General features: G+C 69.2%; 26 protein-coding genes and 1 pseudogene. 17 read left to right on the top strand and 10 right to left on the bottom strand.

Features of this window, described 5'->3' with window-relative positions; all coding sequences use genetic code 11:
• Window positions 1–39 precede the first annotated feature (39 nt).
• Window positions 40–1,509, top strand: a complete 1,470-nt coding sequence (gene miaB, locus IE660_RS01960) for a tRNA (N6-isopentenyl adenosine(37)-C2)-methylthiotransferase MiaB (protein ID WP_203566624.1) — start codon at window positions 40–42, stop codon at window positions 1,507–1,509.
• Between the two features lie 79 nt (window positions 1,510–1,588).
• Here miaB and IE660_RS01955 read toward each other — a convergent pair whose 3' ends face one another.
• From IE660_RS01955 to IE660_RS15580, 3 genes are all read right to left on the bottom strand, one after another.
• Window positions 1,589–1,849, bottom strand: a complete 261-nt coding sequence (locus tag IE660_RS01955; protein ID WP_328701798.1) for an antitoxin — start codon at window positions 1,847–1,849, stop codon at window positions 1,589–1,591.
• A 113-nt stretch (window positions 1,850–1,962) separates the two neighbouring features.
• Window positions 1,963–2,397 (bottom strand): hypothetical protein, encoded by a 435-nt coding sequence (locus tag IE660_RS01950; RefSeq protein WP_203566623.1) that lies wholly within the window; start codon window positions 2,395–2,397, stop codon window positions 1,963–1,965.
• 22 nt (window positions 2,398–2,419) lie between these two features.
• The gene (locus tag IE660_RS15580; RefSeq protein ID WP_235996703.1) at window positions 2,420–2,740 is read right to left on the bottom strand and encodes a hypothetical protein; all 321 of its coding nucleotides are present in this window, start codon (window positions 2,738–2,740) and stop codon (window positions 2,420–2,422) included.
• 132 nt (window positions 2,741–2,872) lie between these two features.
• Between IE660_RS15580 and miaA the strand changes: the two genes are divergently transcribed.
• The 4 genes from miaA (at window position 2,873) to IE660_RS01930 (ending at window position 8,320) form a co-directional block, all read left to right on the top strand.
• Window positions 2,873–3,838 (top strand): tRNA (adenosine(37)-N6)-dimethylallyltransferase MiaA, encoded by a 966-nt coding sequence (miaA, locus tag IE660_RS01945; RefSeq protein ID WP_328701797.1) that lies wholly within the window; start codon window positions 2,873–2,875, stop codon window positions 3,836–3,838.
• A 13-nt stretch (window positions 3,839–3,851) separates the two neighbouring features.
• On the top strand, window positions 3,852–4,706 hold the full coding sequence (dapF, locus tag IE660_RS01940; protein WP_203566621.1) for a diaminopimelate epimerase: 855 nt from the start codon (window positions 3,852–3,854) through the stop codon (window positions 4,704–4,706).
• A gap of 61 nt (window positions 4,707–4,767) precedes the next feature.
• Entirely contained in the window at window positions 4,768–6,261 is a 1,494-nt protein-coding gene (gene hflX / locus IE660_RS01935) for a GTPase HflX (protein ID WP_203566620.1), read from the top strand.
• A gap of 103 nt (window positions 6,262–6,364) precedes the next feature.
• On the top strand, window positions 6,365–8,320 hold the full coding sequence (locus tag IE660_RS01930) for an ATP-dependent DNA helicase (protein ID WP_203566963.1): 1,956 nt from the start codon (window positions 6,365–6,367) through the stop codon (window positions 8,318–8,320).
• 11 nt (window positions 8,321–8,331) lie between these two features.
• Here the strand turns inward: IE660_RS01930 and lexA are convergent, their stop codons facing one another.
• Window positions 8,332–9,147, bottom strand: coding sequence for a transcriptional repressor LexA (lexA, locus tag IE660_RS01925; RefSeq protein ID WP_203566619.1), 816 nt, complete (start codon window positions 9,145–9,147; stop codon window positions 8,332–8,334).
• Between the two features lie 276 nt (window positions 9,148–9,423).
• Here lexA and IE660_RS01920 point away from each other — a divergent pair, with 276 nt between their 5' ends.
• On the top strand, window positions 9,424–9,759 hold the full coding sequence (locus IE660_RS01920; protein WP_203566618.1) for a hypothetical protein: 336 nt from the start codon (window positions 9,424–9,426) through the stop codon (window positions 9,757–9,759).
• 72 nt (window positions 9,760–9,831) lie between these two features.
• On the opposite strand, the gene IE660_RS16300 is transcribed toward IE660_RS01920, so the two are convergent.
• Window positions 9,832–10,533: an RDD family protein gene (locus IE660_RS16300; protein WP_203566617.1), complete on the bottom strand. Its 702-nt coding sequence runs from the start codon at window positions 10,531–10,533 to the stop codon at window positions 9,832–9,834.
• Between the two features lie 75 nt (window positions 10,534–10,608).
• Between IE660_RS16300 and IE660_RS01910 the strand changes: the two genes are divergently transcribed.
• From IE660_RS01910 to IE660_RS01900, 3 genes are all read left to right on the top strand, one after another.
• Window positions 10,609–11,010, top strand: coding sequence for a DUF2752 domain-containing protein (locus IE660_RS01910; RefSeq protein WP_328701796.1), 402 nt, complete (start codon window positions 10,609–10,611; stop codon window positions 11,008–11,010).
• Window positions 11,011–11,188: 178 nt separating this feature from the next.
• The gene (nrdR, locus tag IE660_RS01905) at window positions 11,189–11,671 is read left to right on the top strand and encodes a transcriptional regulator NrdR (RefSeq protein ID WP_203566616.1); all 483 of its coding nucleotides are present in this window, start codon (window positions 11,189–11,191) and stop codon (window positions 11,669–11,671) included.
• Between the two features lie 58 nt (window positions 11,672–11,729).
• On the top strand, window positions 11,730–14,588 hold the full coding sequence (locus tag IE660_RS01900) for a vitamin B12-dependent ribonucleotide reductase (RefSeq protein WP_203566615.1): 2,859 nt from the start codon (window positions 11,730–11,732) through the stop codon (window positions 14,586–14,588).
• A 183-nt stretch (window positions 14,589–14,771) separates the two neighbouring features.
• Here the strand turns inward: IE660_RS01900 and IE660_RS01895 are convergent, their stop codons facing one another.
• Genes IE660_RS01895 through IE660_RS01885 form a run of 3 tightly spaced genes read right to left on the bottom strand, consistent with a single transcriptional unit; the run spans window position 14,772 to window position 17,526 of the window.
• Complete coding sequence (locus IE660_RS01895) at window positions 14,772–16,097, bottom strand: carbohydrate-binding domain-containing protein (RefSeq protein ID WP_203566614.1); 1,326 nt, start codon at window positions 16,095–16,097, stop codon at window positions 14,772–14,774.
• A gap of 20 nt (window positions 16,098–16,117) precedes the next feature.
• Window positions 16,118–16,945, bottom strand: a complete 828-nt coding sequence (locus IE660_RS01890; RefSeq protein WP_203566613.1) for a polyphosphate polymerase domain-containing protein — start codon at window positions 16,943–16,945, stop codon at window positions 16,118–16,120.
• On the bottom strand, window positions 16,942–17,526 hold the full coding sequence (locus IE660_RS01885; RefSeq protein WP_203566612.1) for a DUF4956 domain-containing protein: 585 nt from the start codon (window positions 17,524–17,526) through the stop codon (window positions 16,942–16,944). Before IE660_RS01885 ends, IE660_RS01890 begins: the two co-directional genes overlap by 4 nt.
• A 442-nt stretch (window positions 17,527–17,968) precedes the next feature.
• Between IE660_RS01885 and IE660_RS01880 the strand changes: the two genes are divergently transcribed.
• The 7 genes and pseudogenes from IE660_RS01880 (at window position 17,969) to IE660_RS01850 (ending at window position 21,922) form a co-directional block, all read left to right on the top strand.
• On the top strand, window positions 17,969–18,226 hold the full coding sequence (locus IE660_RS01880) for a hypothetical protein (RefSeq protein ID WP_203566611.1): 258 nt from the start codon (window positions 17,969–17,971) through the stop codon (window positions 18,224–18,226).
• Window positions 18,227–18,241: 15 nt separating this feature from the next.
• Window positions 18,242–18,427, top strand: a complete 186-nt coding sequence (locus tag IE660_RS01875; RefSeq protein WP_203566610.1) for a hypothetical protein — start codon at window positions 18,242–18,244, stop codon at window positions 18,425–18,427.
• A gap of 15 nt (window positions 18,428–18,442) precedes the next feature.
• Window positions 18,443–19,048, top strand: a pseudogene (locus IE660_RS01870) (alpha/beta hydrolase); the annotation flags it as partial.
• A gap of 71 nt (window positions 19,049–19,119) precedes the next feature.
• Window positions 19,120–19,977 (top strand): alpha/beta hydrolase, encoded by an 858-nt coding sequence (locus tag IE660_RS01865; protein WP_203566608.1) that lies wholly within the window; start codon window positions 19,120–19,122, stop codon window positions 19,975–19,977.
• A gap of 99 nt (window positions 19,978–20,076) precedes the next feature.
• The gene (locus IE660_RS01860; RefSeq protein ID WP_203566607.1) at window positions 20,077–20,418 is read left to right on the top strand and encodes a YciI family protein; all 342 of its coding nucleotides are present in this window, start codon (window positions 20,077–20,079) and stop codon (window positions 20,416–20,418) included.
• Window positions 20,418–21,071: a nucleoside/nucleotide kinase family protein gene (locus IE660_RS01855; protein ID WP_203566606.1), complete on the top strand. Its 654-nt coding sequence runs from the start codon at window positions 20,418–20,420 to the stop codon at window positions 21,069–21,071. Before IE660_RS01860 ends, IE660_RS01855 begins: the two co-directional genes overlap by 1 nt.
• Before the next feature lie 68 nt (window positions 21,072–21,139).
• Window positions 21,140–21,922: an SDR family oxidoreductase gene (locus tag IE660_RS01850; RefSeq protein ID WP_203566605.1), complete on the top strand. Its 783-nt coding sequence runs from the start codon at window positions 21,140–21,142 to the stop codon at window positions 21,920–21,922.
• Window positions 21,923–21,939: 17 nt separating this feature from the next.
• Here IE660_RS01850 and IE660_RS01845 read toward each other — a convergent pair whose 3' ends face one another.
• Together IE660_RS01845 and IE660_RS01840 are read right to left on the bottom strand one after the other, a co-directional pair.
• On the bottom strand, window positions 21,940–22,653 hold the full coding sequence (locus tag IE660_RS01845) for an LrgB family protein (RefSeq protein ID WP_203566604.1): 714 nt from the start codon (window positions 22,651–22,653) through the stop codon (window positions 21,940–21,942).
• Entirely contained in the window at window positions 22,650–23,006 is a 357-nt protein-coding gene (locus IE660_RS01840; protein ID WP_203566603.1) for a CidA/LrgA family protein, read from the bottom strand. Before IE660_RS01840 ends, IE660_RS01845 begins: the two co-directional genes overlap by 4 nt.
• Before the next feature lie 84 nt (window positions 23,007–23,090).
• Here IE660_RS01840 and IE660_RS01835 point away from each other — a divergent pair, with 84 nt between their 5' ends.
• Window positions 23,091–24,767, top strand: a complete 1,677-nt coding sequence (locus IE660_RS01835) for an ABC1 kinase family protein (protein ID WP_203566602.1) — start codon at window positions 23,091–23,093, stop codon at window positions 24,765–24,767.
• Window positions 24,768–25,099: the final 332 nt, after the last annotated feature.

Raw genomic sequence — 25,099 nt, 5'->3', positions numbered from 1 at the left:
GTGGGCGGCGCCAGCCCCACCCCTACAGTGGTGGGCACCATGTCAGCGCCTGTCCTCACCCCGCGCAGCTACCAGGTCATCACCTACGGCTGCCAGATGAACGTGCACGACTCCGAGCGCATCGAGGGACTGCTCGAAGACGCCGGCTACGTGCGCAACGAGGCGCCGGTGGCCCAGGCAGGCGGCGCCGACATCGTGGTCTTCAACACCTGCGCGGTGCGCGAGAACGCCGACAACCGGCTCTACGGCAACCTGGGCCACATGGCCTCGGTCAAGGCCACCCGCCCGGGCATGCAGATCGCTGTCGGTGGCTGCATGGCCCAGAAGGATCGTGACACCATCCTGCGCAAGGCCCCCTGGGTCGACGTGGTCTTCGGCACCCACAACGTCGGCTCGCTGCCGGTGCTGCTCGAGCGCGCCCGGATCGAGCAGGAGGCCCAGGTCGAGATCGTCGAGGCCCTGCAGACCTTCCCGAGCAACCTGCCCACCCGGCGGGACTCGGCCTACGCCGCCTGGGTGAGCATCAGTGTGGGCTGCAACAACACCTGCACCTTCTGCATCGTGCCTGCCCTGCGCGGCAAGGAGACCGACCGGCGCCCAGGTGACATCCTGCGCGAGATCCGCACGCTGGTCGACGAGGGTGTGCAGGAGATCACCCTGCTCGGCCAGAACGTCAACTCCTACGGCGTCGAGTTCGGCGACCGCGGCGCATTCGCCAAGCTGCTGCGCGCCTGCGGCGAGGTCGAGGGCCTCGAGCGGGTGCGCTTCACCAGCCCCCACCCGGCCGCCTTCACCGACGACGTGATCGCCGCCATGGCCGAGACCCCGAACGTGATGCCGCAGCTGCACATGCCGCTGCAGTCGGGCTCGGACCGGGTGTTGCGGGCCATGCGCCGCTCGTACCGCAGCGACCGCTTCCTGGGCATCCTCGACCGGGTGCGCACGGCCATCCCCGACGCCGCGATCACCACCGACATCATCGTCGGCTTCCCCGGCGAGACCGAGGACGACTTCGCCGCCACCTTGTCGGTCGTCGAGCAGTCCCGCTTCGCAGCGGCCTTCACCTTCCAGTACTCGATCCGCCCCGGTACGCCGGCGGCCACCATGGACGACCAGGTGCCCAAGCAGGTCGTCCAGGAGCGCTACGAGCGTCTGGTCGACCTGGTCAACGAGATCACCTGGCGCGAGAACCTCGCCTGGCAGGACCGCGAGGTCGAGGTGATGTTCGCCGACGGTGAGGGCCGCAAGGACGAGGCCACGCACCGGATGTCAGGTCGAGCGCGTGACAACCGGCTCGTCCACGTCACCGTGCCTGACGATCCGGCCGCACGTCCGCGCCCCGGTGACATCGCCTGGACCACGGTCACCCACGCAGCACCACACCACCTCAACGCCGATGCCGGCATCCGCGACCTGCGCCGGACCAGGGGTGGCGACGCCTGGCAGGCACGTCAGCAGGCCCCGACACGAGGCGTGAGCCTGGGCATGCCCACGCTCGGCCCGCGCTGATCGCACGGTCGCCCGCACGACGCGAACGGGGAGGCTGACGTCGTCAGCCTCCCCGCGCGTGTGTATCAGCGTGATGGTGTCACAGGTTGCCGGTGCGATCCTTGATGAGGTCCTGCCCCTGGTCGACCTGACCAGCGAACTTGCCACCTGTCTTGTCGTCAACGAAGTCCGCGGCCTGGTCGACGCCAGCGTCGATCCGGTCGGCGTTCCGATTGGCGAGGTCCTGACCCTTGTTGATCAGTTCGGTGTCGTTGCTGTCGTCACCATCGAACGCATTCTTGATGTCATCGACGATCCCCATACAGCCAGTCCTCTCTCTTGGCGCCGGGCCGTCGTCCACGATGGGGACGGGACCCGACTACCCCAGGTGGGGGTTCAGCGACCAGTGTGCTCCTGCTGACCGATGCTGGCAATGGTTGTCGACGACAACGCCTGCGTGCATCGATCAAGCGATCACATCGGGCCGTCGGCCTCGCGCTCCAGACGCGGTGCGTTCTCGTCGAGCGGACGTTCGTCGCCGTACTGGTCGGCCTCGACGCCGTCCATGGCCTGGTCGCTGGCCGCAGCAGGACGATCACCGATCTCGTCCGGTGCACCGAAACCGGCGTCCGGATCGCGCATCTGGTCCTCCTGGCGCTCGTAGGCGTCGCCCACGGTGTCGCTGGCGCGGTCGTAGTGGGCGTCAGCATCGCCCTTGGCGTCCAGCGGCTGGTCGTCCACGGTGCGGTTCGGGTCGTCGAGCACGGTGGCGTCGATGACGCTGTTCCTCGGGTCGTGGATGTCGGCCTCGTGGCCATCGGTGGCGATGACTTCACCGTTCTCGTCGGTCACGACGTCGTCACGATCGTCATCGTCGAAGGCGTCCTTGATCTTGTCGAAAACTCCCATGGTCATTTCCTCTCGGTGGTGGTCAGTGGTACTCGTCGCTGGGGGTGGCAGTGGCGTCGTCGCCCGTCACGTCAGTGGCGGAGACGTCAGTGGTGGGGAAGTCGGCTGGCAGGTCGCTGGGACCGGCGGGTACGTCCTCGGGCAGCGTGAGCGGGTCCGGGCGTCCGGTGAGGACGTCGGGCGCTGCCTGGTGGGCGTCGTCGGCGGTGATGACCTGGCCCGCACCCAGCGGACCAGTGTCGAGGTCGTCGTCCGTGTGGACCGGATCTGGTGCGGCAGTGGGTTGGTCGTCCGCGCTGTCGTCCGCACCGAACTTGCCCAAGAGGTTGTCGAGCAGCCCCATCGGGTCGTCCTCTCGCAGGGCCGGCCACCTCGTCGTGACCGGTCGGGGAACCAGCACAGCACACCCGCCCGGGCCCGCTGGGAGGCCGTGCGACCAGACCACCCAAACGGGTGGTTGGGGCACAATGCGGGGGTGCCCACGCTGCCCGTTGTCGTCCTGGTCGGTCCGACCGCCAGCGGCAAGTCCTCGCTGGCGGTCGCCCTGGCTTGCGCGCTGCAGCGACGTGGCCAACCGGCCGAGGTGGTCAACACCGACTCGATGGTGGTCTATCGCGGCATGGACATCGGGACCGCCAAGCCCACCGCGAACGAGCGGGCCGGCGTCGTCCACCACTTGGTCGACGTGCTCGACATCACCCGCACCGCGTCGGTCGCAGAGTTCCAGCAGATGGCCCGAGACGTGGTGCAGGACTGCCGTCGACGTGGCGTCGTCGCGATCCTCGTCGGCGGGTCGGCGCTCTACACCCGGGCCGTTGTTGACGAGTTCGAGTTCCCCGGCACGGACCCGGCGGTCCGAGCCCGCTGGCAGGCGCGACTGGACGAGGTGGGGGTCGAGGTGCTGCACGCCGACCTGGCCGAACGAGCCCCAGAGGTGGCCCGCGACATCCTGCCGGGCAACGGGCGCCGTATCGTCCGCGCCCTCGAAGTGCTGGAGCTCACCGGAGGATTCAGGGCCCAGTTGCCGCCGTGGACCTACCACCTCGACGGCGTGCTGCAGTTCGGGCTACGTCTCGACCGCGAGGTCATGGACGAGCGGATCGCCCAACGCGTGCACCAGATGTGGGCCGACGGCCTGGTCGACGAGGTGCGCGCGCTGGTCGGTCAGGGGCTTCGTGAGGGACGGACCGCCTCGCGGGCCCTCGGCTACCAGCAGGTGCTGGCTGTGCTGGACGGGACCCTGGGTGAAGCCGAGGCGATCGAGCAGACCATCACCGGAACCCGGCGCTTCGCGCGCAAGCAGCTGGGCTGGTACCGCCGCGACCCACGGATCACCTGGTTCGACGCCCCCGCCGACGAGGGGCAGCGCGACGAGTTGGCCGAGCTGCTGGCAGGCCTGACCGTCGGCCCCGACCCAGGACGGGGCGACGGTCCGCACTAGGCTTGGCCCCATCATGCGGACGCTCAGCTTCGCCAAGGGCCACGGCACCGGCAACGACTTCGTCATCCTGCTCGACCGCACCGGCCTCACCCCGGTCAGCGCCGCCGAGGTGGCTTGGTTGTGCGACCGCCACTTCGGAATCGGCGCCGACGGCTTGCTGCGGGCGGTACGGGCCGGCCAGGTGCCCGAGTGGGGCGATGACCCACGCATGTGGTTCATGGACTACCGCAACGCCGACGGCTCGATCGCCGAGATGTGCGGCAACGGGCTGCGGGTCTTCGCCCGCTACCTGGTCGAGGAGGGGCTGGTGCCGCACGAGCCGTTCCGGGTCGCGACCCGGGCAGGCGTGCGTCACTGCGACCCGTGGGCCGATGGTCAGGTCAGTGTCAGCATGGGCCGGCCCCGCCTCACCGGACAGGTCGAGGTCGAACTTGCCGGCCAGGTCTGGGCGGCCCAAGGGGTCGACGTCGGCAACCCGCACGCGGTCGTCCTGCTCGACGGAGGCACTGCGCTGGACGACCTGCCGGTGCACCTGCCCCCGTCCTGGCAGCCCGTCGAGGCGTTCCCCGAGGGGGTCAACGTGGAGTTCGTGGTGGCCCAGGGTGACCGCGCGCACGCGCTGCGCGTCCACGAACGCGGATCGGGCGAGACCCTGTCGTGCGGCACCGGGATCGTCGCCAGCGCCGTGGCCCGCGCAGCGGCCGAAGGACTGGCCGATGACCAACCCAGCAGTTGGCAGGTCGACGTGCCGGGCGGCCGGTTGACCGTGGAACTGGGTGGCGACGAGGCCGTGCTGACCGGGCCTGCGGTGGTCGTCGCCCGCGGCCAGGTGCACCTGCCCGACCTGGACCGAGTGGCTACGCCCTGACCGAAATGGTGTGGCGTCGCTTGCGGTGGTGAGGCAGGCTTGGACAACGATGAGTCAACCGATGCCCGCAGACCAGTCCCGAGACGACGACGCCTTCGACCAGTTCGACGAGGCCGACGACTTCGACTGGAGCCAGCCCGATCCCGACGACCTGGAGTTCAGTGACGACTTCAGCGACGAGGTCGACCCCGACGGGCTGCAGATCGACCGAGAGGCCCGCCACTCACTGAAGCGGGTCGCCGGGCTGTCGACCGAACTCGAGGACGTCACCGAGGTCGAGTACCGCCAGTTGCGTCTGGAACGCGTCGTGCTGGTGAGTGTGTGGACCAGTGGCTCGGAGGTGGACGCCGAGAACGCCATGATCGAGCTCAAGCTGCTCGCCGAGACCGCCGGGTCACAGGTGCTCGAAGGGCTGATCCAGCGCCGCCACAAGCCCGACCCGGCCACCTACATCGGCCGCGGCAAGGTCGACGAGGTGCGCGAAGTGGTCATCGCCACTGGTGCCGACACCGTGATCTGCGACGGCGAACTGCAGGCCGCCCAGCTGCGCAACCTGGAGGACCGGCTCAAGGTCAAGGTGGTTGACCGCACCGCACTGATCCTCGACATCTTCGCCCAGCACGCCCACAGCGTCGAGGGCAAGGCCCAGGTCGAACTGGCCCAGCTGAACTACCTCAAGCAGCGCCTGCGCGGTTGGGGTGGCAACCTGTCGCGCCAGGCCGGCGGACGAGCAGCCGGTGGCGCTGGTATCGGCGGACGAGGCCCCGGTGAGACCAAGATCGAGACCGACCGGCGCCGGATCAACACCAGGATCAGCCAACTGCGCGCCAAGCTGCGCGAGATGGACGGCAACCGCGACACCAAGCGTGCCTCCCGCGTGCGCAACCGCATCCCCTCGGTGGCGATCGTCGGCTACACCAATGCCGGCAAGAGCTCGCTGCTCAACCGGCTCACCGGAGCCGGCGTGCTGGTCGAGGACGCGCTGTTCGCCACCCTCGACCCGACCACCCGTCGCACCCAGACCGCCGACGGGCGGGTGTTCACCCTCACCGACACCGTCGGGTTCGTCCGGCACCTGCCCCACGACCTGGTCGAGGCCTTCGCCTCGACGCTGGAGGAGACCACCGCAGCCGACCTGCTGGTGCACGTCGTCGACGGCTCCGACCCCGACCCGGTCGGCCAGATCGGGGCCGTGCGCACCGTGCTCAACGACATCGGCGCAGGATCGGTGCGCGAGCAGATCGTGATCAACAAGATCGACCGTGCCGAGCCCGAGGCGCTGCTGGCGCTGCGCAGCCAGTACCCCGACGCCGTGCTGGTCTCGGCGCGCACCGGCGAGGGCATCGACCAGCTGCGGGCGATCGTGGAGTCACAACTGCCGATGCCCGAGACCGAGGTGCGGGCGCTGGTGCCCTACGACCGCGGCGACCTGCTCGACAAGGTGCACCGGCTCGGCCAGTTCATCACCACCGAGCACACCGCCGAGGGCACCCGGATCGTGGCCATGATGCACCCGGAACTGGCGGCCGAGTTCGAGGGCTACACCCTGAGCTGACCGGGCTACAGTGTGGCGGGTGACCGCCTCCTCCCAGCACCGCGACCTGCTCGCTGCAGCCGTGGGCGAGCTCGGCGGGGCCACCCGCGAGGGCCAGGTGGCGATGGCCGACGCGGTCGCCGAGGCCTTCACCACCGGCGTGCACACCCTGATCCAAGCCGGCACCGGCACCGGCAAGTCGCTGGGCTACCTGGCTCCGGCACTGGTGCACTGTGCCAGCAGCGGCGAGCGGGTGGTGATCGCCACCGCGACCCTGGCGCTGCAGGCACAGTTGGCCAAGAAGGACATTCCCACCGCCCTGGCCGCGGCCGAGAAGGTGCTGGGCAAGCAGCCGCGCACCGAGATCCTCAAGGGCCGCACCAACTACGCCTGCCTGCTCAAGGTGCGCGACGGCGCCGGCGACGAGGCCCAGTCGGCGTTGCTGGGCGGCAGTGAGGTGGTCGAGGCCACCAAGGCGAAGAAGGGCACCCCGGAGTCGCTGCTGGGCGCTGAGGTGGTGATGCTGCGGGAGTGGGCCGAGCAGCAGGCCACCGACGGTCTGGTCGGCGACCGCGACGATGCCCCCGCCCACCAGCCCCGGGCGTGGGAGCAGGTCTCGATGCCGGTGCGCGAGTGCCTGGGTGTGCAGCGCTGCCCCTATGGCAGCGAGTGCCTGGTCGAGGCGTCCCGCGACCGTGCGCGACAGGCCGACCTGGTGGTCACCAACCACGCCCTGCTGGCGATCGATGCCATGCACGGCCAGACCGCGCTGCCCGAGCACGACGTGGTGATCATCGACGAGGCCCACGACCTGGTCTCGAGGGTCACCGGTGCCGCGAGCGACGAACTCAGTCCGCAACTGCTGGAGCGCGTCGCCCGGCGTGCGCTGACCTGGCTGGACGACGACCTCGGGGTCGACCTGCTCGAGTCGTCCGACGTGCTGCGCGAGGCGCTCGAGGCGGCACCGTTGGGCCGGGTGACCGAGCCGGGGACGATGACCGCCGCCTTCGAGTCGGTGCGCGAGGTGACCCGCCGGGCGTTCAGCGCCATGTCGTCCAAGGGCGGTACGCACGAGACCGCGCAGGGGGTGGACGCGGAACGCTCCCAGGCGGCGGCCGCGGTCAAGGAACTGTTCGACATCGCCGAACGGATGGCCGCGCTGAAACCTGCCGACGTGGTCTGGACCAGTGAGCGGGAGCGGTTCGGCCGCTGGGCGCACGTGGCGCCGCTGTCGGTGGCGGCACTGATGCGCGACGCGGTGATGGGCAATGCCACCGCGGTGCTGACCTCGGCCACGCTGACCGTGGGCGGGGAGTTCGAGAACCTGGCCGCGCAGGTGGGGCTTCGCCGAAGCGAGCGGGTCGACGATCCCGCCCAGGTCGATGACGACGTCGAGATGGCCTGGCGGGGCCTCGACGTCGGCTCACCCTTCGACCACCGCCGTCAGGGCATCCTCTACGTGGCCGCCGACCTGCCCAACCCCAGCCGTGACGGCATGGACGAGGTGGTGCTCGCCGAGATCGCCGAGTTGGTCTGGGCGGCGGGGGGACGCACGCTGGGCCTGTTCGCCTCGCAGCGCAACGCCGAGGCCGCGGCCAGGCACGTGCGGGCCCAGCTGCCCGAGATGACCATCCTGTGCCAGGGCGATGCCCAACTGCCCGAACTCACCCGCAGGTTCATCAGCGAGCCCGAGACCTCGCTGTTCGGCACGCTCTCGCTGTGGCAGGGGATCGACGTGCCCGGCGACATCTGCGAGTTGGTGATCATCGACAAGATCCCCTTCCCGCGCCCGGACGACCCGCTGATGCAGGCCCGGCAGCAGGCGGTGGCCGAGGCCGGGGGCAACGGGTTCATGGCGGTGGCCGCCAGCCACGCCGCGTTGCTGCTCGCCCAGGGGTCGGGCCGGCTGATTCGTCGCTCCACCGACCGAGGGGTGGTGGCCATCCTCGACCCTCGTCTGGTGAAGGCGCGCTACGGCAGTTTCCTGCGCGCAAGCATGCCCAACTACTGGATGACCGCCGACCGGGAGACTGCGGTGCAGGCCCTCAAGCGTCTGCAGGAGGCGCGCGACCAGTCCTGAGGGGTGACCCGTCAGACCTTGCGCATCACCGCGACGACCTTGCCCAGGATCGAGGCGTGGTTGCCGTCGATGGGGTCGTAGTCGGGGTTGTGGGGCAGCAGCCAGACCTGGTCACCGGTGCGCTTGAAGGTCTTCACCGTGGCCTCGTGGTCGAGCAGTGCCGCCACGATGTCGCCGTTGACTGCGGTCTGCTGCTGGCGCACGACCACCCAGTCGCCGTCACAGATGGCCGCCTCGATCATCGAGTCGCCACGCACCTCGAGCAGGAACAGCGTGCCCTCGCCGACCAACTGACGCGGCAGCGGGAACACGTCCTCGACCTGCTCCTCGGCCAGGATCGGGCCACCAGCCGCGATCCGGCCGACCACCGGCACGTTGACCGCGGTCGGGAAGCTGTCGCCGATGCCGGTGGGGTCGATGTCGTCGGGCACCTGGTTGCGACGGCTGGGCGTCTTGCGGGCCGGCTCGTCGGGAAGGTGCACCTCGAGGGCGCGCGGACGATTGGGGTCGCGCCGGATGAAGCCCTTGGCCTCGAGTGCGCGCAACTGGTGCGAGACCGATGAGGTCGAGGCAAGACCGACGAACTCACCGACCTCGCGGATGCTCGGCGGGTAGCCACGGGTCTTGACCACGTCGCGGATGACCTCGAGGATCAGCCGCTGGCGCGGCGTGAGCCCGTGGGCGTCGGCAGGGCCGTCGGGCAGTGCCCCGAGTTCGGCTGCCACCTCCTGGTTGGTCGGACGACCGACGCGCCGCTTGGGATGGTCGCTCGGGGTCAGCGTGCGACGCCGCGGCTTCCTGCCCGGGGTCTTGGAGTTGGTGGCCATGAGGTCACGGTAGGGGAGTGCGACCGGCTATTCAAACATCTGTTCGACGTGTCGCGAAACTCGTCCCAATGGCCTGCGCGGAAATTGTCAGAGCCTGCTGGTGGACTCTCGTCATGGCCGAAGAGCGGCCCCTTTCCGGGGTCCGCGACACGCCATTCGAACGGGTGTTTGAAAGGTTGCCGCCGACGTCCTAGGCTGGCCTTTCGAACAGACGTTCGAGATGGTCCACTCGCCGAGTGGCCCGGGTCGAGACCAACACGCCGCAGGAGGCACACCATGAGCACGACCGCCCTTCAGCGTCGGCAGTCCGCGCCGACCACTCGTCCGTCTCGTCGCGTCCGTCGTGACGACCACCGCCGGCCCCAAGCCCGACCAGCTGGCCTTCTGGCCCCGGCCGACCTCTCCTTCGGCAGAGGACTGGCGGGCAGCTCTGCACACGCCCGCGCCTGCCAGGTGCAGGTGCCGGCCCGTCGTCGCGTGGTGGCCGGTGGCTGGCAGTGGACCGAGCGCGGCTACGCCGCCATGGTCTCGTTGAGCGCCGCTGCCGCCCTGTTCCTGGTCTCGATGGTGGTCTGGGCCTTCCTCGGCTTCAGCAACGCACCCCTGGGCTGAGGCCTTGGCGCGCCCACGCACGACGAAGGGCGCCAGCCGAAGCTGGCGCCCTCCGAGTGGGATCGGTGACGATCAGGCGCGGTTGACCGGGCCGGTCTGGCTGATGTCGTAGACCTTGGTGTTCATGATCTTGTCGGCCAGGGTCTGGCGCTGCTTGTCCCACAGCGGGAACCACCAGGTGAGGCCACAGGGGATCGCGAGCAGGTACTGGACGATGTAGCGGCCGAGTCCCTTGCCCAGGCTCACCGGACGCATGTTCTCGTCCAGCAGCTGGGTCTTGGCGACCTTGCGGCCGGGGGTCTGTCCATCCTTCGAGGCGAGGAACGACCAGGCTGCGAACAGGGCGAGCCACAGCAGGATCTGGACTAGGGAGCCGGTGCCCGAGATGCCCAGGTCGACCGAGTCGGCAGTGGTGGTCGCGGTGACGTCCTGCGGGAAGGCGCTGCTGATGATCGTGCCAATGATCAGGCTCGGCACCAGCCAGTCGATCAGCCAGCCGAGGGCGCGCTTGCCCCAGCTCGCCAAGGGGGCGGCCGGAGCGCCGTAGCCAGCGCCGTAGGCAGCAGCGTTGGGGTCCCAACCCTGGGTCGCGGGGTTGTAGTTGCTGGCCTGGGGCTGGTCCCAGCCCTGCTGGGGCTGACCGGGCTGTCCGGGCTGCTGCTGGTTCGGGTCCCAGCCGGGCTGCTGCTGGTTCGGGTCCCAGCCGGGCTGCTGCTGGTTGGGGTCCCAACCACCTTGTGGCTGGTTCTGGTTGTTCCAGTTGTCGTTGGTCACGTACGCGTTCCTCTCTGGTGACGTCGAGGAAGATGATAGGTGGTCAAGGGGCTACCGCCGCGCCATACTTGCACGGTGATCACGCTCGAGTCGTCCTTCGACCCACGGCAGGCGCTGGCGTCGTTGGCCGGCCTCGCCGGCGTGGGCGCAGCGATGGCTGTGGTCAACGTCGCCACGGGTTGGGGCGTGCCGTGCCCGTTTCGGGCGATGACTGGCCTGTGGTGCCCGCTGTGTGGCTCCACCCGCATGGGTGCCTCGCTGGTGCGCGGTGACCTGGCCGCGGCCTGGGCTTGGAACCCGGTCGTGCTGGTCGGGTTCGTGGTGATGGCGGTCTGCGCGGTGTTCTGGGTGGTCGAGGCGCTGGGTGGTCCGGCCTGGCGGCCGCTGCGCCCTTGGGGAGGGTTCAGCCAGCGTCGCCTGTACTGGGTGATCGGGGTCGTCGGCGTGGTCTGGACCGTGGCTCGCAACCTCGTGTGAGCATCTGGGCGTGTCTTTCGCGCCGCTGCTTGACCTTGTGATGATGTCGGCCTAGTCTCCCTACATCTAGTAGTTACACCGTTGTGGTTCGTCCACAGGTTGTGGTTGTTCTCCACATCCTGTCCACAGGCCAATCCACACGCAACCACCGCTGCAGCGTCGCTGAGAGGAGTCCGTCGTGCACTGCCCGTACTGCCGCCACTGCGACTCCCGCGTGCTCGACTCGCGTGTCGCCGAGGACGGCTCGAGCGTGCGCCGTCGCCGCCAGTGCCCGGCCTGCGAACGCCGCTTCACCACTCTGGAGCAGATGCAGTTGGTCGTGGTGAAGAAGTCCGGCGTGATCGAGCCGTTCAGTCGTGACAAGGTCGTCGCCGGAGTGCGCAAGGCGTGCACCGGTCGTCCGGTCTCGGATGCCGACCTGGCCAAGTTGGGCCAACAGGTCGAGGACGCCCTGCGCGCCTCGGGCCAGTCCGAGGTGCCCGCCCAGGACGTGGGCGTGGCGATCCTTGGCCCGCTCGCAGAACTCGACCCGATCGCCTACCTGCGCTTCGCCAGCGTGTACCGCCACTTCACCTCGGTCGACGACTTCGTCACCGAGATCGCCCGGATGCAGTCGCCGTCCGGCCCCAGTTCCACCGCCGACACGCCAGTCACTGTCTGACCGGCCTGTCACCATCACAGCCACCACCCGTCCCAGAAGAGAGCCAGAGAGGGCCACCATGACCGAGACCACCCGCGCCACCAGGAAGTCCGGGGGCAAGAAGCCGTCCGGGCTCACCATCGAGCGCGTGTTCACCACCGAGGGCGTCCACCCGTACGACGAGGTGAACTGGGAAAAGCGCGATGTCGTCCAGACCAACTGGAAGACCGGCGAGAACGTCTTCGAGCAGAAGGGTGTCGACTTCCCCGACTTCTGGAGCCTCAACGCCTCGACCATCGTCACCACCAAGTACTTCCGTGGGGCGCTGGGCACCGAGGCCCGCGAGAAGAGCCTGCGTGAGCTGATCGACCGCGTGGTCAAGACCTACGCGCGGGCCGGCTGGGACCACGGTTACTTCGCCACCGAGGCCGACGCCGAGGTCTTCGAGCACGAGCTCACCTGGATGCTGCTGCACCAGTACTTCAGCTTCAACTCACCGGTCTGGTTCAACGTCGGCACCAAGAGCCCCCAGCAGGTCAGCGCCTGCTTCATCCTCTCGGTCGACGACTCGATGGACTCGATCCTCAACTGGTACAAGGAGGAGGGCTTCATCTTCAAGGGCGGCTCGGGCGCCGGCCTGAACCTTTCGCGCATCCGCTCGTCCAAGGAACTGCTCAGCAGCGGTGGCACCGCCTCGGGTCCGGTCTCGTTCATGCGTGGCGCCGACGCTTCGGCGGGCACCATCAAGTCCGGTGGCGCCACCCGCCGTGCGGCCAAGATGGTCGTGCTCGACGTCGACCACCCCGACATCGAGGAGTTCATCGAGACCAAGGCGCGCGAGGAGGACAAGATCCGCGCCCTGCGCGACGCTGGCTTCGACATGGACCTGGGTGGCAAGGACATCACCTCGGTGCAGTACCAGAACGCCAACAACTCGGTGCGGGTCTCCGACGAGTTCATGACCGCGGTCGAGGAGGACGCCCTGTTCGGCCTGCGCGCCCGCGGCGACGGCTCGGTGGTCGAAGAGGTCAACGCCCGCGAACTGTTCGGCAAGATCGCCAAGGCCGCCTGGGAGTGCGCCGATCCCGGCATCCAGTACGACGACACGATCAACGCCTGGCACACCAACCCCGAGACCGGCCGGATCACCGCGTCGAACCCCTGCTCGGAGTACATGAGCCTCGACAACTCCTCGTGCAACCTGGCCAGCCTCAACCTGCTGAAGTTCCTCACCGACGCCGACACCTTCGACGTCGCCAAGTTCGTCAAGGCCGTCGAGCTGATCATCACCGCGATGGACATCTCGATCTGCTTCGCCGACTTCCCGACCGAGTCGATCGGTGAGACCACCCGCAACTTCCGCCAGCTGGGCATCGGCTACGCCAACCTGGGTGCCCTGCTGATGGCGCTCGGCAAGGGCTACGACTCCGAGGGTGGACGCGCGCTGGCCGCAGCGATCACCTCGCTGATGACCGGCACCTCGTACCGTCGCTCGGCCGAACTCGCGGCGATCGTGGGCCCCTACAACGGCTACGCCCGCAACGAGCAGGCCCACCAGCGGGTCATGCGCAAGCACCAGGTCGCCAACGACAACCTGCGCACTGTCGGCTCGCTCGACGGTGACGTGCAGACCGTGGCCACCCGCGAGTGGGACCAGGTCGGCAAGCTGGGCGCCCAGAACGGCTTCCGCAACGCCCAGGCCTCGGTGCTGGCACCCACCGGCACCATCGGCTTCATGATGGACTGCGACACCACCGGCATCGAGCCCGACTTCTCTCTGGTCAAGTTCAAGAAGCTGGTCGGCGGCGGCTCGATGCAAATCGTCAACCAGACCATCCCGCGGGCGCTGAAGAACCTCGGCTACCCGGCCGAGACCGCTGAGGCGATCGTGGAGTACATCTCCGAGCACGGCCACGTCATCGACGCTCCCGGCCTGCGGATGGACCACTACGAGGTGTTCGACACAGCGATGGGCGCTCGTGCGATCAAGCCGATGGGCCACGTGCGGATGATGGCGGCCACCCAGCCGTTCCTGTCGGGCGCCATCTCGAAGACGGTCAACCTGCCCGAGTCGGCCACCGTCGACGAGATCGCCGACGTCTACATGCAGGGCTGGAAGCTCGGTCTGAAGGCGCTCGCGGTCTACCGCGACAACTGCAAGGTCGGCCAGCCGCTCTCGGACGCCAAGAAGAAGGAGGAGAAGGCCGCCGAGGCTGCCCCTGCTCCCGCGCCGGTGGCGGAGTACCGTCCGCGTCGTCGTCGGATGCCCAAGCGTCGCAACAGCCGCACCACCTCGTTCACCGTGGGTGGGGCCGAGGGCTACCTGACCGCCGGCACCTACGACGACGGCGCCCTGGGTGAGGTCTTCCTCAAGCTCGGCAAGCAGGGTTCGACCCTGGCCGGCGTGATGGACGCCTTCTCGCTGGCGATCTCGATCGGCCTGCAGTACGGCGTGCCGCTGGAGACCTACGTGCAGAAGTACACGAACCTCAAGTTCGAGCCGGCCGGCATGACCGACGACCCGGACGTGCGGATCGCGCAGTCGATCATGGACTACATCTTCCGCCGCCTGGCCCTGGACTACCTGTCCTTCGACGAGCGTGCCGAGCTGGGCATCTACACCGCCACCGAACGGGCCCGCTACGTCGAGACCGGCACCTACCTGTCTGAGGAGGACGAAGCCCAGATGCCGGAGGCCGAGCAGCTCAAGAACGACGACGCCGACAACCTGCGCATCGACGAGGCCGGACCGGTGCAGCCGGCCCTGGTCAGGGTGGAGGAGACCCAGAACTCCCCGCACACCTCGTCGGAGCTGCTGGAGAAGATGACCGGGCACGCGGTCGACGCCCCCCTGTGCGTCACCTGCGGGACGAAGATGCGCCCGTCCGGCTCCTGCTACGTCTGTGAGGGCTGCGGCTCGACCAGCGGCTGCAGCTGAAAGCCCGCCGTACTCAGTAGGGGCATCGCTGGGGGTCGCTCGTTCGACGGGCGGCCCCCAGCGCTTCGGGCCGAGCGGGCGAGGTGAGGCTGCGATGCGCTCGACGAGTTCCGGGGAACCGACTACTGGTCCATTCAGGCCCTTCGTGGCTGGGTACGGCGAGCCGGCAGAGTGTGCCGCAGGTCAGCGGCGGGGCGACGGCGCCATTTCGCCACGGGGTCCGCCACGGTGAACGGCCAGCGGGTCGGCGGAGGTGATCGCGGTGCCGTTGGCGGTCATCTGTGTACCGTCCAGGGTCAGCTCGCCGTTGACATCGACGGGGCTCTCCATCCCGTTGGCGGCGCTGGTGATCGTGATGGTGCCGCCGAGCAGCTCCGCGGAGCCGTTGACGTCGAGACCATCGGTGCCGGCCACGACCGTGACCGTCCCGCCGCTGACCCGGAGCAGCGAGCCGTCGTCGGACTCGGCGCCGCCCTGGATCCCCTCGACGGCGGTCGCGTTGAGGCCGTCGTCGGAGGCGGTGACCGCCACTGTGCCGCCGCTGATCAGGATCGCGGCCGACTCCATACCCTCGACCGAGGAGGTCACGGTGACGGCCCCTGAGGAGACCTGGAGTCCCTGCTCACCCTTGACCCCGTCATCGCCTGCGTCCACGGTGACGTCGGCGCCGCCGACCAGCACCCAGCCGCGGTCGGCATCGGTGGTGTTGTCGGCCTTCACGCCATCGCCGCCGGCGGTGATCGTGAGGGTGCCGCCGAGCAGGTCGACGTAATCCTTGCCGCGGACGCCGTCGTCGACGGCCTTGACGCTGACCCGCCCGGTGCCGGGGGTGAGGACCAGTCCGTCGCTGGAGCTGATGCCGTCGTTCGTGCGACCCGTCACGGTCAGCGACCCGGACCCGGTGAGGGTGAGGTCGGACGCGGAGGCGAGGGCGGCGACCGGGGTCGCGTCGTCGGCCACCTCGTAGCCGACGCCGTCGGGGAGCGTGGTGTCGGTCCCCTCAGCGAGTACGAGGGTGACCTCATCCGCGCTGACAACCGCAAGGGCTGGGCCAGCGGTGCTCGTGATGTCGACACCATCGAGGATCAGTGTCACGGTCTCGTCATCGGGGGCGGTCACGACCACCTGCCCGTCGCTGAGCGTGCCGGTGAGCCGGTAGACGCCGCCGGCGGTGATCGTCACGACGTCTTCGTCCACGGTGACGTCCGCGGAGTCCTCTTCGCTGGCGCCGGCGGCGAGGGCGACGGACTGCTCTTCGGCAGGATCCCAGACCAGATCGTCCTCGTCCCAGTGGGTGTCGAGTGATCCGAACCCCGTCGTCGTGGCGGAGCCGGTGGTGCCGGTAGAGGTGGAGGTGGCCGCGGTGCTGGAGATCTGCGATCCCTGGCTAGTGCCGGTGACGGTGGATGCCGGCGTCTGCGCGCTGCTCGCACCCAGAGTCGTGCAGGCCGCAAGGGTGAGGGCGACCAGGCCGGCGGCGCTGTTGGTGACAAGGCGGTTGATGTTCATGGGTTCTCCTGAGGTGGTGGTCAGCCCGCCAGCGCGAGCGACTTTGTTGATGGGTGTGGGGGGTTGAGGTCGGCGCGGAGCAGGGAGGTCGTGCGGTGCCAACGGTTGGCTTTGAGTCCGTGGGTGAGCGCCATACCTGTCGCATACTTGGACAGCCGGACCGGACGGATCCCGGCTGCCCACAGGGCCCGGTCGGCACGGCCCGGCCGGGAGCCCGACTTGGTCTCGATCACGACGAGGTCGTCCAGCACGGCCGGCGCCCCGGCGCGCACGCCCTGGGGAAGCGACCAGGACAGCCCGGTGTCCAGGGTGACCCGAGCCGCCTCGTCAGGGACGAGCAGCGTGGTGCGACGGTAAGCGGTGACCAGGACGGGATGCAGCCCGTGCAGCGCGAGGCAGTCCCCGGTGCGGGCGGCGAGACGCCCGGCGACGAAGTCGAGCTCCTCGGCCGTGAGCCCCACCCGGTCACCCGCCGTCCCGGCCTGACGCAGGAGCCGCTCCTTGACCGCTGTTCCTCGAGCTTCCCGAGTCTTGACCTCCACGTAGGCCTCACCGCTGTCGAGGTAGGTGCGAAGGCGCACCTTGGGCCTGCGTCGGCGGCCGGTCGCGGCGCAGCGGTAGAAGTCCAGTTCCGGCGTGTCCAGGTAGGTGGATCGGTAGCCGAACTGGCGTTGAGTCCCGATCTGCAGGATCTGGAGCCCGTCATGGTGCGAGCCGGCCAAGGTGGCGACCACTTGGTCGAGGAGTGAGGAGGGCACGAGGTACTTCCGGTCGGTGCGGCTCATCAGGGCCGCCCGCTCCGTCAGCTCGGCCAGCGAGACCGGCCGTAGACGATCGAGCGCACTCATGCCAGGGCCCGCGCTTTGGTGCCGACGACGTCTCGGCTCCCGATTCGGTAGCGGACGTCGACTGTGGTGCTGTCGTTGACCAGGTCGGTCTTGATCAAGGTCACCGCCGACACGTCCGTGCCGAGGAGCTGGGCCAGGTGCTGACGCAGCTGGGCCTCGTCGCAGAACGCTTGGTCGATGACCAGGACCTGGCGGCGGTGACCGGACAGGAACGCCGAGGAGTCGATCGCCGCCATGGTGGCGACGATGAGGGCCATGAAGGCCAGTGCGAGCCAGGGGGTCGTGGTGCTGGCGAGGCCGCCCACGAGGCCGAGCGCCAGAACGGCGAAGTAGTAGGCGATCTCGTGCTGGGCCAGCTCGTCCGAGCGCAGCCGGATGATCGACAGCACGCCGAACAACCCGAGCCCGAGCCCGGCGGTCACCGAGGACGCGGCGAGCAGGGCTGCGACCGCCAAGACCCCGACGTTGACGCCGAGGAAGGCGACCACGAGGTCACGCCGACGGTGCCGGGGCCAGTAGATGCCGACCGTCAGAGTCGCCACTGCGACCAGGTCCGCGGCGTAGAGGACAAGGGTGCTCATCGCGTCTCCTTCAGGGATGGGCCCGCTCTGCCGGGCTGCTGTTCATCACTGTGCGAGATCGAGACAAGCGCCACCTGTGCGGCATCTGTGCGGGACCTGTGGGGTGCGAAGCCGGGCGTTGGACCTGGACGACCCCTCCCTCTCGCCCACCCCATCGGTGACCATGCCAAGCGGTACGTCAAGCCCCTGCAGAAGGCTGGGCGCTGGGCTCGTCGTTCGGAGTACTTTGCGTCTCCGCGCCTGAAGATGGGCTTGCAGAACCTTGTACAGGCGTCCCTCCAGACAATCGTCGATTCGTTTCCGACCAGCGCTGAGTCTTCGGACAGCGGTGGAGCCTGCCGAGAGCAGATGGGAACCACCCAAGCCCTTGTCGCGGAGGGTCTCATCCGACCACCCCCATTTCGCTCTGTTCGCGCGAGCAGGGTGCGACCTATGATCTGGCATGGCGCTGCGTCGGCTGCGCGATCGCGTGCTCGCTCGAGTGGTGCCGCCCACCATGCGGGTGGTGCTGAACCTGCCTGAGTCGGTGCAACGTCGCCCGGCGGGACGACCGATCGCGATGGAAGGGCATCAGCTGGCCACCGACGTGCAGTTGATGCTGAAGCTGCTCAGTCGAGCGCCAGGCCCACCGATCGAGAGCGTGCCGGTCGAGCAGGCACGCCTGACCGTGGCGCAACAGACGAGCGCCGCGGGCGGATGACAGCTGATCGGCTCGGTGTGCGACCTCGAGGTGGACGGCGCCGAAGGCGCGCTGCCAGCAGGGCTGTCCACGCCCACCAACCACCCCGGTACCGAGCAACCGGGCACCGGCCAGCCGACGCCGCTGCTGGTCTTCTTCCACGGTGGTGGGTTCTGTCTGGGCGACCTGGACTCCTATGAGGCAGCGACCCGCTTTCTGTGACAGGCCTCGGGGGTCGGGGTGTTGTCGGTCGGCTACCGGCTGTCACCGCAGGCCAAGTTCCCCGCACCCCATGACGACTGTGTGGCCGCCTACCGCCGGGTGGTCTCTCACCGCGCCCAGCTGGGGGCCGACCTCGATCGGCTCGCCGTGGGTGGTGACTCCGCGGGGGCCAACTTTGCCGCCACCACGGCCATCGAGGTCGCTCGTGAGGGTCTTCCGTTGCGTCTGCAGTTCCTGCTCTACCCGGTCACCGACTTCACCGGGACCCACCTCAGTCGCGTCGCCTTCGGCGAGGGGTTCTTCCTCACGGAGGCCTTCATCCAGGTGTCCACCGACCGCTACCTGCGCGATCGCTCCCAGAGGGACGATCCGGCGGCGTCCCCGCTGTTCGCCGAGATCCCGACCGGTCTGGCGTCCGCCTACATCGCCACCGGAGGCTTCGACCCCCTGCGCGACGAGGGTGAGGCTGACGCTGACCGCCTCGAGGCGGCCGGGGTCCGGGCGATCCGAAGGCGCGTCGGCGACCAACTGCACGGGTTCATGAACGTGGTCGGGGCCGGACGGTCAAGCCGGGCGGCCGTGCGCGAGGCAGCCGGGGTGCTGCGCGCGGAACTCGCGTGATCCGACCTCTGCTGACGGGCCAAAGTGCGCGTTCGCCAGACTCGGGGCTGAGCGGGTGACACAGTCAGTTCATGAAGGAAACCACGATCCAGGTGCCCTCATCTGACGGCATCGACCTGCAGGTCTACGTCTGGGAGCCGGCCGCCGAGCCGCGCGCGATCGTCCAGGTGCAGCACGGCCTGGGCGAGCATGCTGGCCGCTACAAGCGCTTCGCTGAGGCGCTCACCGCCGCCGGCTACCTGGTCTACGGGGCTGACGTCCGGGGTGCCGGACGTACCGCCCAGGGCAACTACGGGCAGTACGGCGACCTCGGCTGGCCCGGCTGGGTCGACGACGTGGTGCAGGTCAACCGACGCATCCGCGCCGACCATCCCGACGTCAAGCTCGTCCTGTTCGGGCACAGCATGGGCTCGTTCGCCAGCCAGCACTTCCTGCTCGACCACTCCGGCGACATCGACGCGGTCGTGCTGTGCGGCAGCACCGAGGTGGGAGGGATCGCCGACATGTTCGGCGCAGACGAGCCCGCCGACCTCAGTTCGCTCAACGCCGCCTTCGAGCACCGCACCGGCTTCGAGTGGCTGAGTCGCGACGAGGCCGAGGTCGACGCCTACATGGCAGACCAGGCCAACGGCTGGGCCTACGCCATCGGCAGGTTCAACGACATCGACAAGCTCCGCGAGGCCACCGACCCCGAACGGTTGAGCGCCATCCGCGACGACCTGCCGATCCTGCTGATCTCGGGCACCGCCGACCCGATCGCTGGTGGCGGACAGGCGATCCAGTTGGTCGCCCAGCGCTACCGCGACGCGGGCGTCAACGACGTCGAGGTGATCCTCTACCCCGACGCTCGCCACGAGATCCTCAACGAGACGAACCGGGACGAGGTCACCCAGGACGTGTTGGAGTTCCTGCAGCGCACCGTGGGCTGACGAGGTCTGTCACGCGGGCGAACAGCAATTCGGGTACCGCTGTCGAATCCTCGACCCCGGGCGCGTCATCGTGGTGACAGTGACACTCGAGGAGGACCCATGCAGTTCCTGATGTTCGTCGTGACCGACCCCGACCACACCGCTGCCGATGTCGAGTCTGCTCCTGACGTCGAGCAGTGGTGGACCCAGCTCAACGACGCCGGGCAGTGGCTCGCCGGTGACCCGCTTCGTCCTGCCCCCGAGGCCCGATCGGTCCGGGTACGTGGCGGAGAGGTGCTGGTCACCGACGGCCCCTACCTGGAGTCGACCGAGGCGATCGTCGGCTTCGACGTGATCAAGGCCGCCGACATCGACGAGGCGATCCGCATCGCCGCCGGGCACCCGATGGCCTGGGGTGGGCGGATCGAGGTGCGTCCGATCCAACCGATTGACGAGGCCTGATGCCTGCCGAACTGCCCTGGGTCGAAGCCGCTGGCCGCCTCGCCGGCCTGGTCGAGGCGGCCCACGGTGCGCGCGTCCTGCTGGGCATCGTCGGGGTGCCGGGTGCCGGCAAGTCCACGCTCGCGGAGCACCTGGTCGCGCGGGCACAGGCCGACGGTGTGTCAGCGGTGAACGTGCCGATGGACGGCTACCACTTGGCTGACGTCGAACTCGAGCGGCTCGGACGCCGTGATCGCAAGGGCGCCATTGACACCTTCGACGGCCACGGCTACCTCGGCATGCTGCGACGCGTCGCCGCTGACGACGGCACGATCGTCTACGCACCGACCTTCGAGCGTGACCTCGAGCAGCCGATTGCCGGGGCGATCGCGGTGCTGCCCGAGCACCGGCTCGTGGTGACCGAGGGCAACTACCTGCTCGACGCTGACGACCCCTGGCCCGAACTGGCGGGGGTGCTCACCGAGGTCTGGGCCGTGGTCGGCGACGACGAGGTCCGCCGCTCCTGGCTGGTGGCCCGCCACATCGAGTTCGGCAAGACGCCCGACGCCGCAGCCGCGTGGGTCGCCGCCGTGGACGAACCCAACGCCGCCCGGATCCGGGCTCGGATGGTCTCTGCCGACGTGCTGGTCGTCCAGCCTGCCCCTGGGAGGTGACGGCCGACCCTCCCTCGCCGGCGGTAATCCGGCTTGACTGGACCCACCACCGTCGAAGGAGAGACCGCATGAGCCAGCTCGCCGTCCTGGTCGTCGGAGCCACCGGCAGCATCGGGCGCCACGTCGTCCAGAAGTGCCTGCAGGCCGGTCACGCCACCCGTGCGCTGGTGCGCAACCCGGCGCGGGCCGACCTGCCCGCCGGGGTCGAGGTCGTGGTCGGTGACCTCACCGACCCAGCGTCCCTCGCAGCGGCAGTCGACGGCGTCGACGCGGTGGTGTTCACCCACGGTTCGGATGGCGGTGGAAAGGTTGGTGCCCGCACCGTCGACTACGGCGGCGTGCACCAGGTACTCACGGCCCTGGGCGACCAGCCGGCCCGGATCGCGCTGATGACCGCGATCGGCACCACGGTGCGCAACACCTCCTACAACCAGAGCACCGAGTCGCACGACTGGAAGCGCCGCGCCGAACGACTGGTGCGGGCCTCGGGTCGCGACTACACGATCGTGCGCCCGGCGTGGTTCGACTACAACGCCGACGACCAACTCGCGATCACCCTCTTGCAGGGCGACACCCGCCGCTCGGGAACGCCGGCTGACGGCGCCATCGCCCGCCGCCAGATCGCCAAGGTGCTGGTCGACAGCCTGACCAGTGAGGCAGCCAACCACAAGACCTTCGAACTGGTCGCCGAGACCGGTCCCGAACCCGACGACCTGGACCCCTTGTTCGCCGCGCTCGACGCGGACGAGCCCGACGCCATCGACTCGGTGCACGACATCGACAACCAGCCCTGGGACGACGAGCCCGAGCAGGTGAGGGCCGAGTTGGAGGTCCTTCGGCGTCCTCGCTGAGGTTGACGGGGGACGGCTCAGCCGGGCACCAGCCAGGTGATCACCAGCGAGATCGTCAAGCCGGTCAGGCCCATCGCCAGACCCGAGAAGGCGCCCTGGGTCTCGCCCTCGAGCAGCGCCCGGGAGGTGCCGATGCCGTGGGACGACACTCCCATCGCCAGCCCGCGCGCCCGGGGATCGGTGACCCGAGCCAGGTCGAGCAGCTTGGGGCCGAGCACCGCGCCCGAGAGTCCTGAGACCATGACGAACGCCACGGCGATCGACGCAACACCGCCGATCTGTTCGGCCAACGGCATCGCGATCGGCGCGGTCGCCGACTTGGGGGCCATCGATGCCGCCAGTTCGGCAGTGCCCCCCAGTGCCCTCACCACCCAGTAGCCGGCGAGCACTGAGAGCACCGCGCCCGCGGTGACCGCTCCCAGCACCATCGGTGCTGCTCGTTGCACCAGCTTCAGTTGCCGGTGCAGCGGCAGCGCCAGCGCCACGGTGGCCGGTCCCAGCAGGAAGGTGAGGATCTTCGCGCCCTCGGCATAGGTGGCGTAGTCGATGCGCAGCACCACCAGCACCACGCCGATCACGACGACCGTGACCAGCAGGGGAGTGAGCAGGGCGCGCCGCCCCAGTCGGTCCCACAGCTTCTCGGCCAGCCAGTAGGTGCCCACGGTCAGTGCCAGGGCTAACAGCGGCGAGGTCGACAACCACGCCCAGGTCTGGTCGAGCCGCTCGTTCACGATGCCTCCTGCCGGGGTCGTGGACGAAGCAACATCGCCACCCAGCCGACCAGCACGAAGGTGAGCAGCCACGTGCCGAACGAGCCGACCACTGCCGGCAGCCACTGGCTGGCCAGTTGTCGTCCGTGGACGACGATGCCGACGGTGACCGGCACGAACATGATCGACAGGTAGCGCATCAGCGTCGAAGCCGCCCGCACCGACCCGGACTGGTCATCCGGGCGACGCCATTGCAGCCATCCGAAGAAGAGCACCATGCCGGCCACGGGGCCAGGGACCGGCATCCCGGTCAGTCGGACGAGCACCTCGCCGACCACCTGGCACGCCAGGATCACCGCCAGACCACCCATCATGCTGGCAGTCTCTCACCCGCCTCCCGGCACCGAGCCGTAGGCTCGGGGGTGCACCCACCCCGGTCGCGCGAACAAGGAGACCCCATGAGCAATGCCGCCCGTCTGGCCAAGCTGGTGCGTCTGGCGGCCAAGCACTCAGGGCTCGGACTGTCGGCCGCCAAGGGTGACCCGGAGTTCCTCGTCGACGCCGACCCGGCCGACCTCACGCCCGGTCGTCCCGACGAGTTGGCCGGCGAACTGGAGGAACTGGGCCCGACCTTCGTCAAGCTCGGCCAGCTGATGTCGACCCGATACGACCTGCTGCCGCCGGCCTACAGCGAGGCCCTCGGCCGGCTGCAGGACGGCGTCGAGCCCTTCGACGCCGCCGAGGCCCGACAGATCATCGAGTACGAACTCGGGGCCCCGGTCTCGACCCTGTTCACCGAGTTCGACGACACCCCGCTGGCGTCGGCCTCGCTGGGGCAGGTGCACCGTGGCATCACCCGCAGCGGACGAGACGTCGTGGTCAAGGTGCAGCGACCCGGTGTGCGCGAGCAGGTGCGCGACGACATGGAACTGCTCAGCTCGTTGGCCGGACTGGTCGACCAGACCAAGGCCGGCCAGCGCGTCGGCACCGCCGCCATGCTCGCCCACTTCCGGCGCTCGCTGGCCGACGAACTCGACTACCGCAAGGAGGCGTCCAACCTCGAGCGGTTCGGTGCACTGACCGCCGACGAGAAGCTGATCGCCGTCCCCGCCCCGCTGCGTGACTACTCCACCTCGAGGGTGCTCACCATGGAGCGCGTCGTCGGCCGCAAGGTCACCGACATCGGGCCGCTCGGCCTGATGGACCTCGACGGTCCCGAACTGGCCGACGCCCTGTTCCGGTTCACCCTGACCACGCTGCTCAGCGAGGGCCTGCTGCACGCCGACCCGCACCCGGGCAACCTGCTGGTCAACGACCAGGGTCAGGTCGCCATCATCGACCTCGGCATGGTGGCCACCATCCCGCGCAGGGTGCAGAGCCGCCTGATCAAGCTGCTGCTGGCGGTCGCCGAGGGCGACGGCGAGGGTGCAGCGGTCGTACTTGCCGGCATGGGGCACCCACTCGACGACTACGACGCCGCGGCCTTCCGCGACGACGTCTCGCACCTGGTCTCGGGCACCGTCGCCCTGGGCGCGGAACTGCAGGCCGGCTCGGTGCTGGTCGAGCTCGCGCGGATGTCAGGGGCCCACGGGCTGCGACCGCCCGCCGAGATGTCGATGGTGGGCAAGGCACTGCTCAACCTCGACCAGGCCACCCAACACCTCGACCCCGACTTCGTCCCCGTCGATGCGATCGCCGAGCACCTGCCCCGGGTCCTGGTCACCTCGATGGCGCCGACACCGGCCACCGTCGCCACCAGCGCACTCGAGACCAAGGAGTTCGTCCAGGACCTGCCCAGACGCGCCAACCGGATCATGGACCAGCTCACCGAGGGCGAACTGGCGCTGCGCGTCCACGCGATCGACGAGGACCGGGTGCTGCGGCAGGGCCAGAAGTGGGTGAACCGGCTCACCACCGGCATCGTGCTCGCCGCGATCACGGTGGCCGCAGCCCTGATGATGGGCGTCGAGGGCGGCCCGCGGCTGTTCGGCTACCCGGCTGTGGCCATGCTGTTCTTCCTGATGGCGGCGATCACCGGATTCGGGTTGGTGATCAGCATCTTCCTCACCGACCGCCGCGTGGCACGCCGTGCCAAGCATTCCGAGGACCGTCGCGACCGCATCCCCGGCGCTTGACTCAGTCGGCCAGGACCACCTCGGCGCGAAGCCCCAGGAACTCGCCGTAACGACCAGCTGCCCATCGACCAGGGCCATGCCGACCGAGGCCCCCCGCTCGTGCGGGGTCACCCCCGCAGCGTCGAGCGTCCAGCGCGAGTCCTGGTAACCGCGATACATCTCGTCCAGCAACTGCAGCAGGAACGCGCGCGGCTCGCCACGGCTGGTCGGTGGCTCGCTGTCGGCAGCGTGCCAGAACGTGCGCCCGTCGTGGGTGAAGCTGCCGAGCTGGTCCGCGACGGCGCCCAGGCCGCGTGAGTTCAGCATCGGTCAGGGCGTTGACCACCACGTCG

The sequence above is a fragment of the Aestuariimicrobium ganziense genome (genome assembly GCF_015352975.1).
GTDB lineage: Bacteria > Actinomycetota > Actinomycetes > Propionibacteriales > Propionibacteriaceae > Aestuariimicrobium > Aestuariimicrobium ganziense.
Note: the sequence above shows the minus strand (reverse complement) of the source record. Positions and strands in the feature narration are given on the sequence as shown.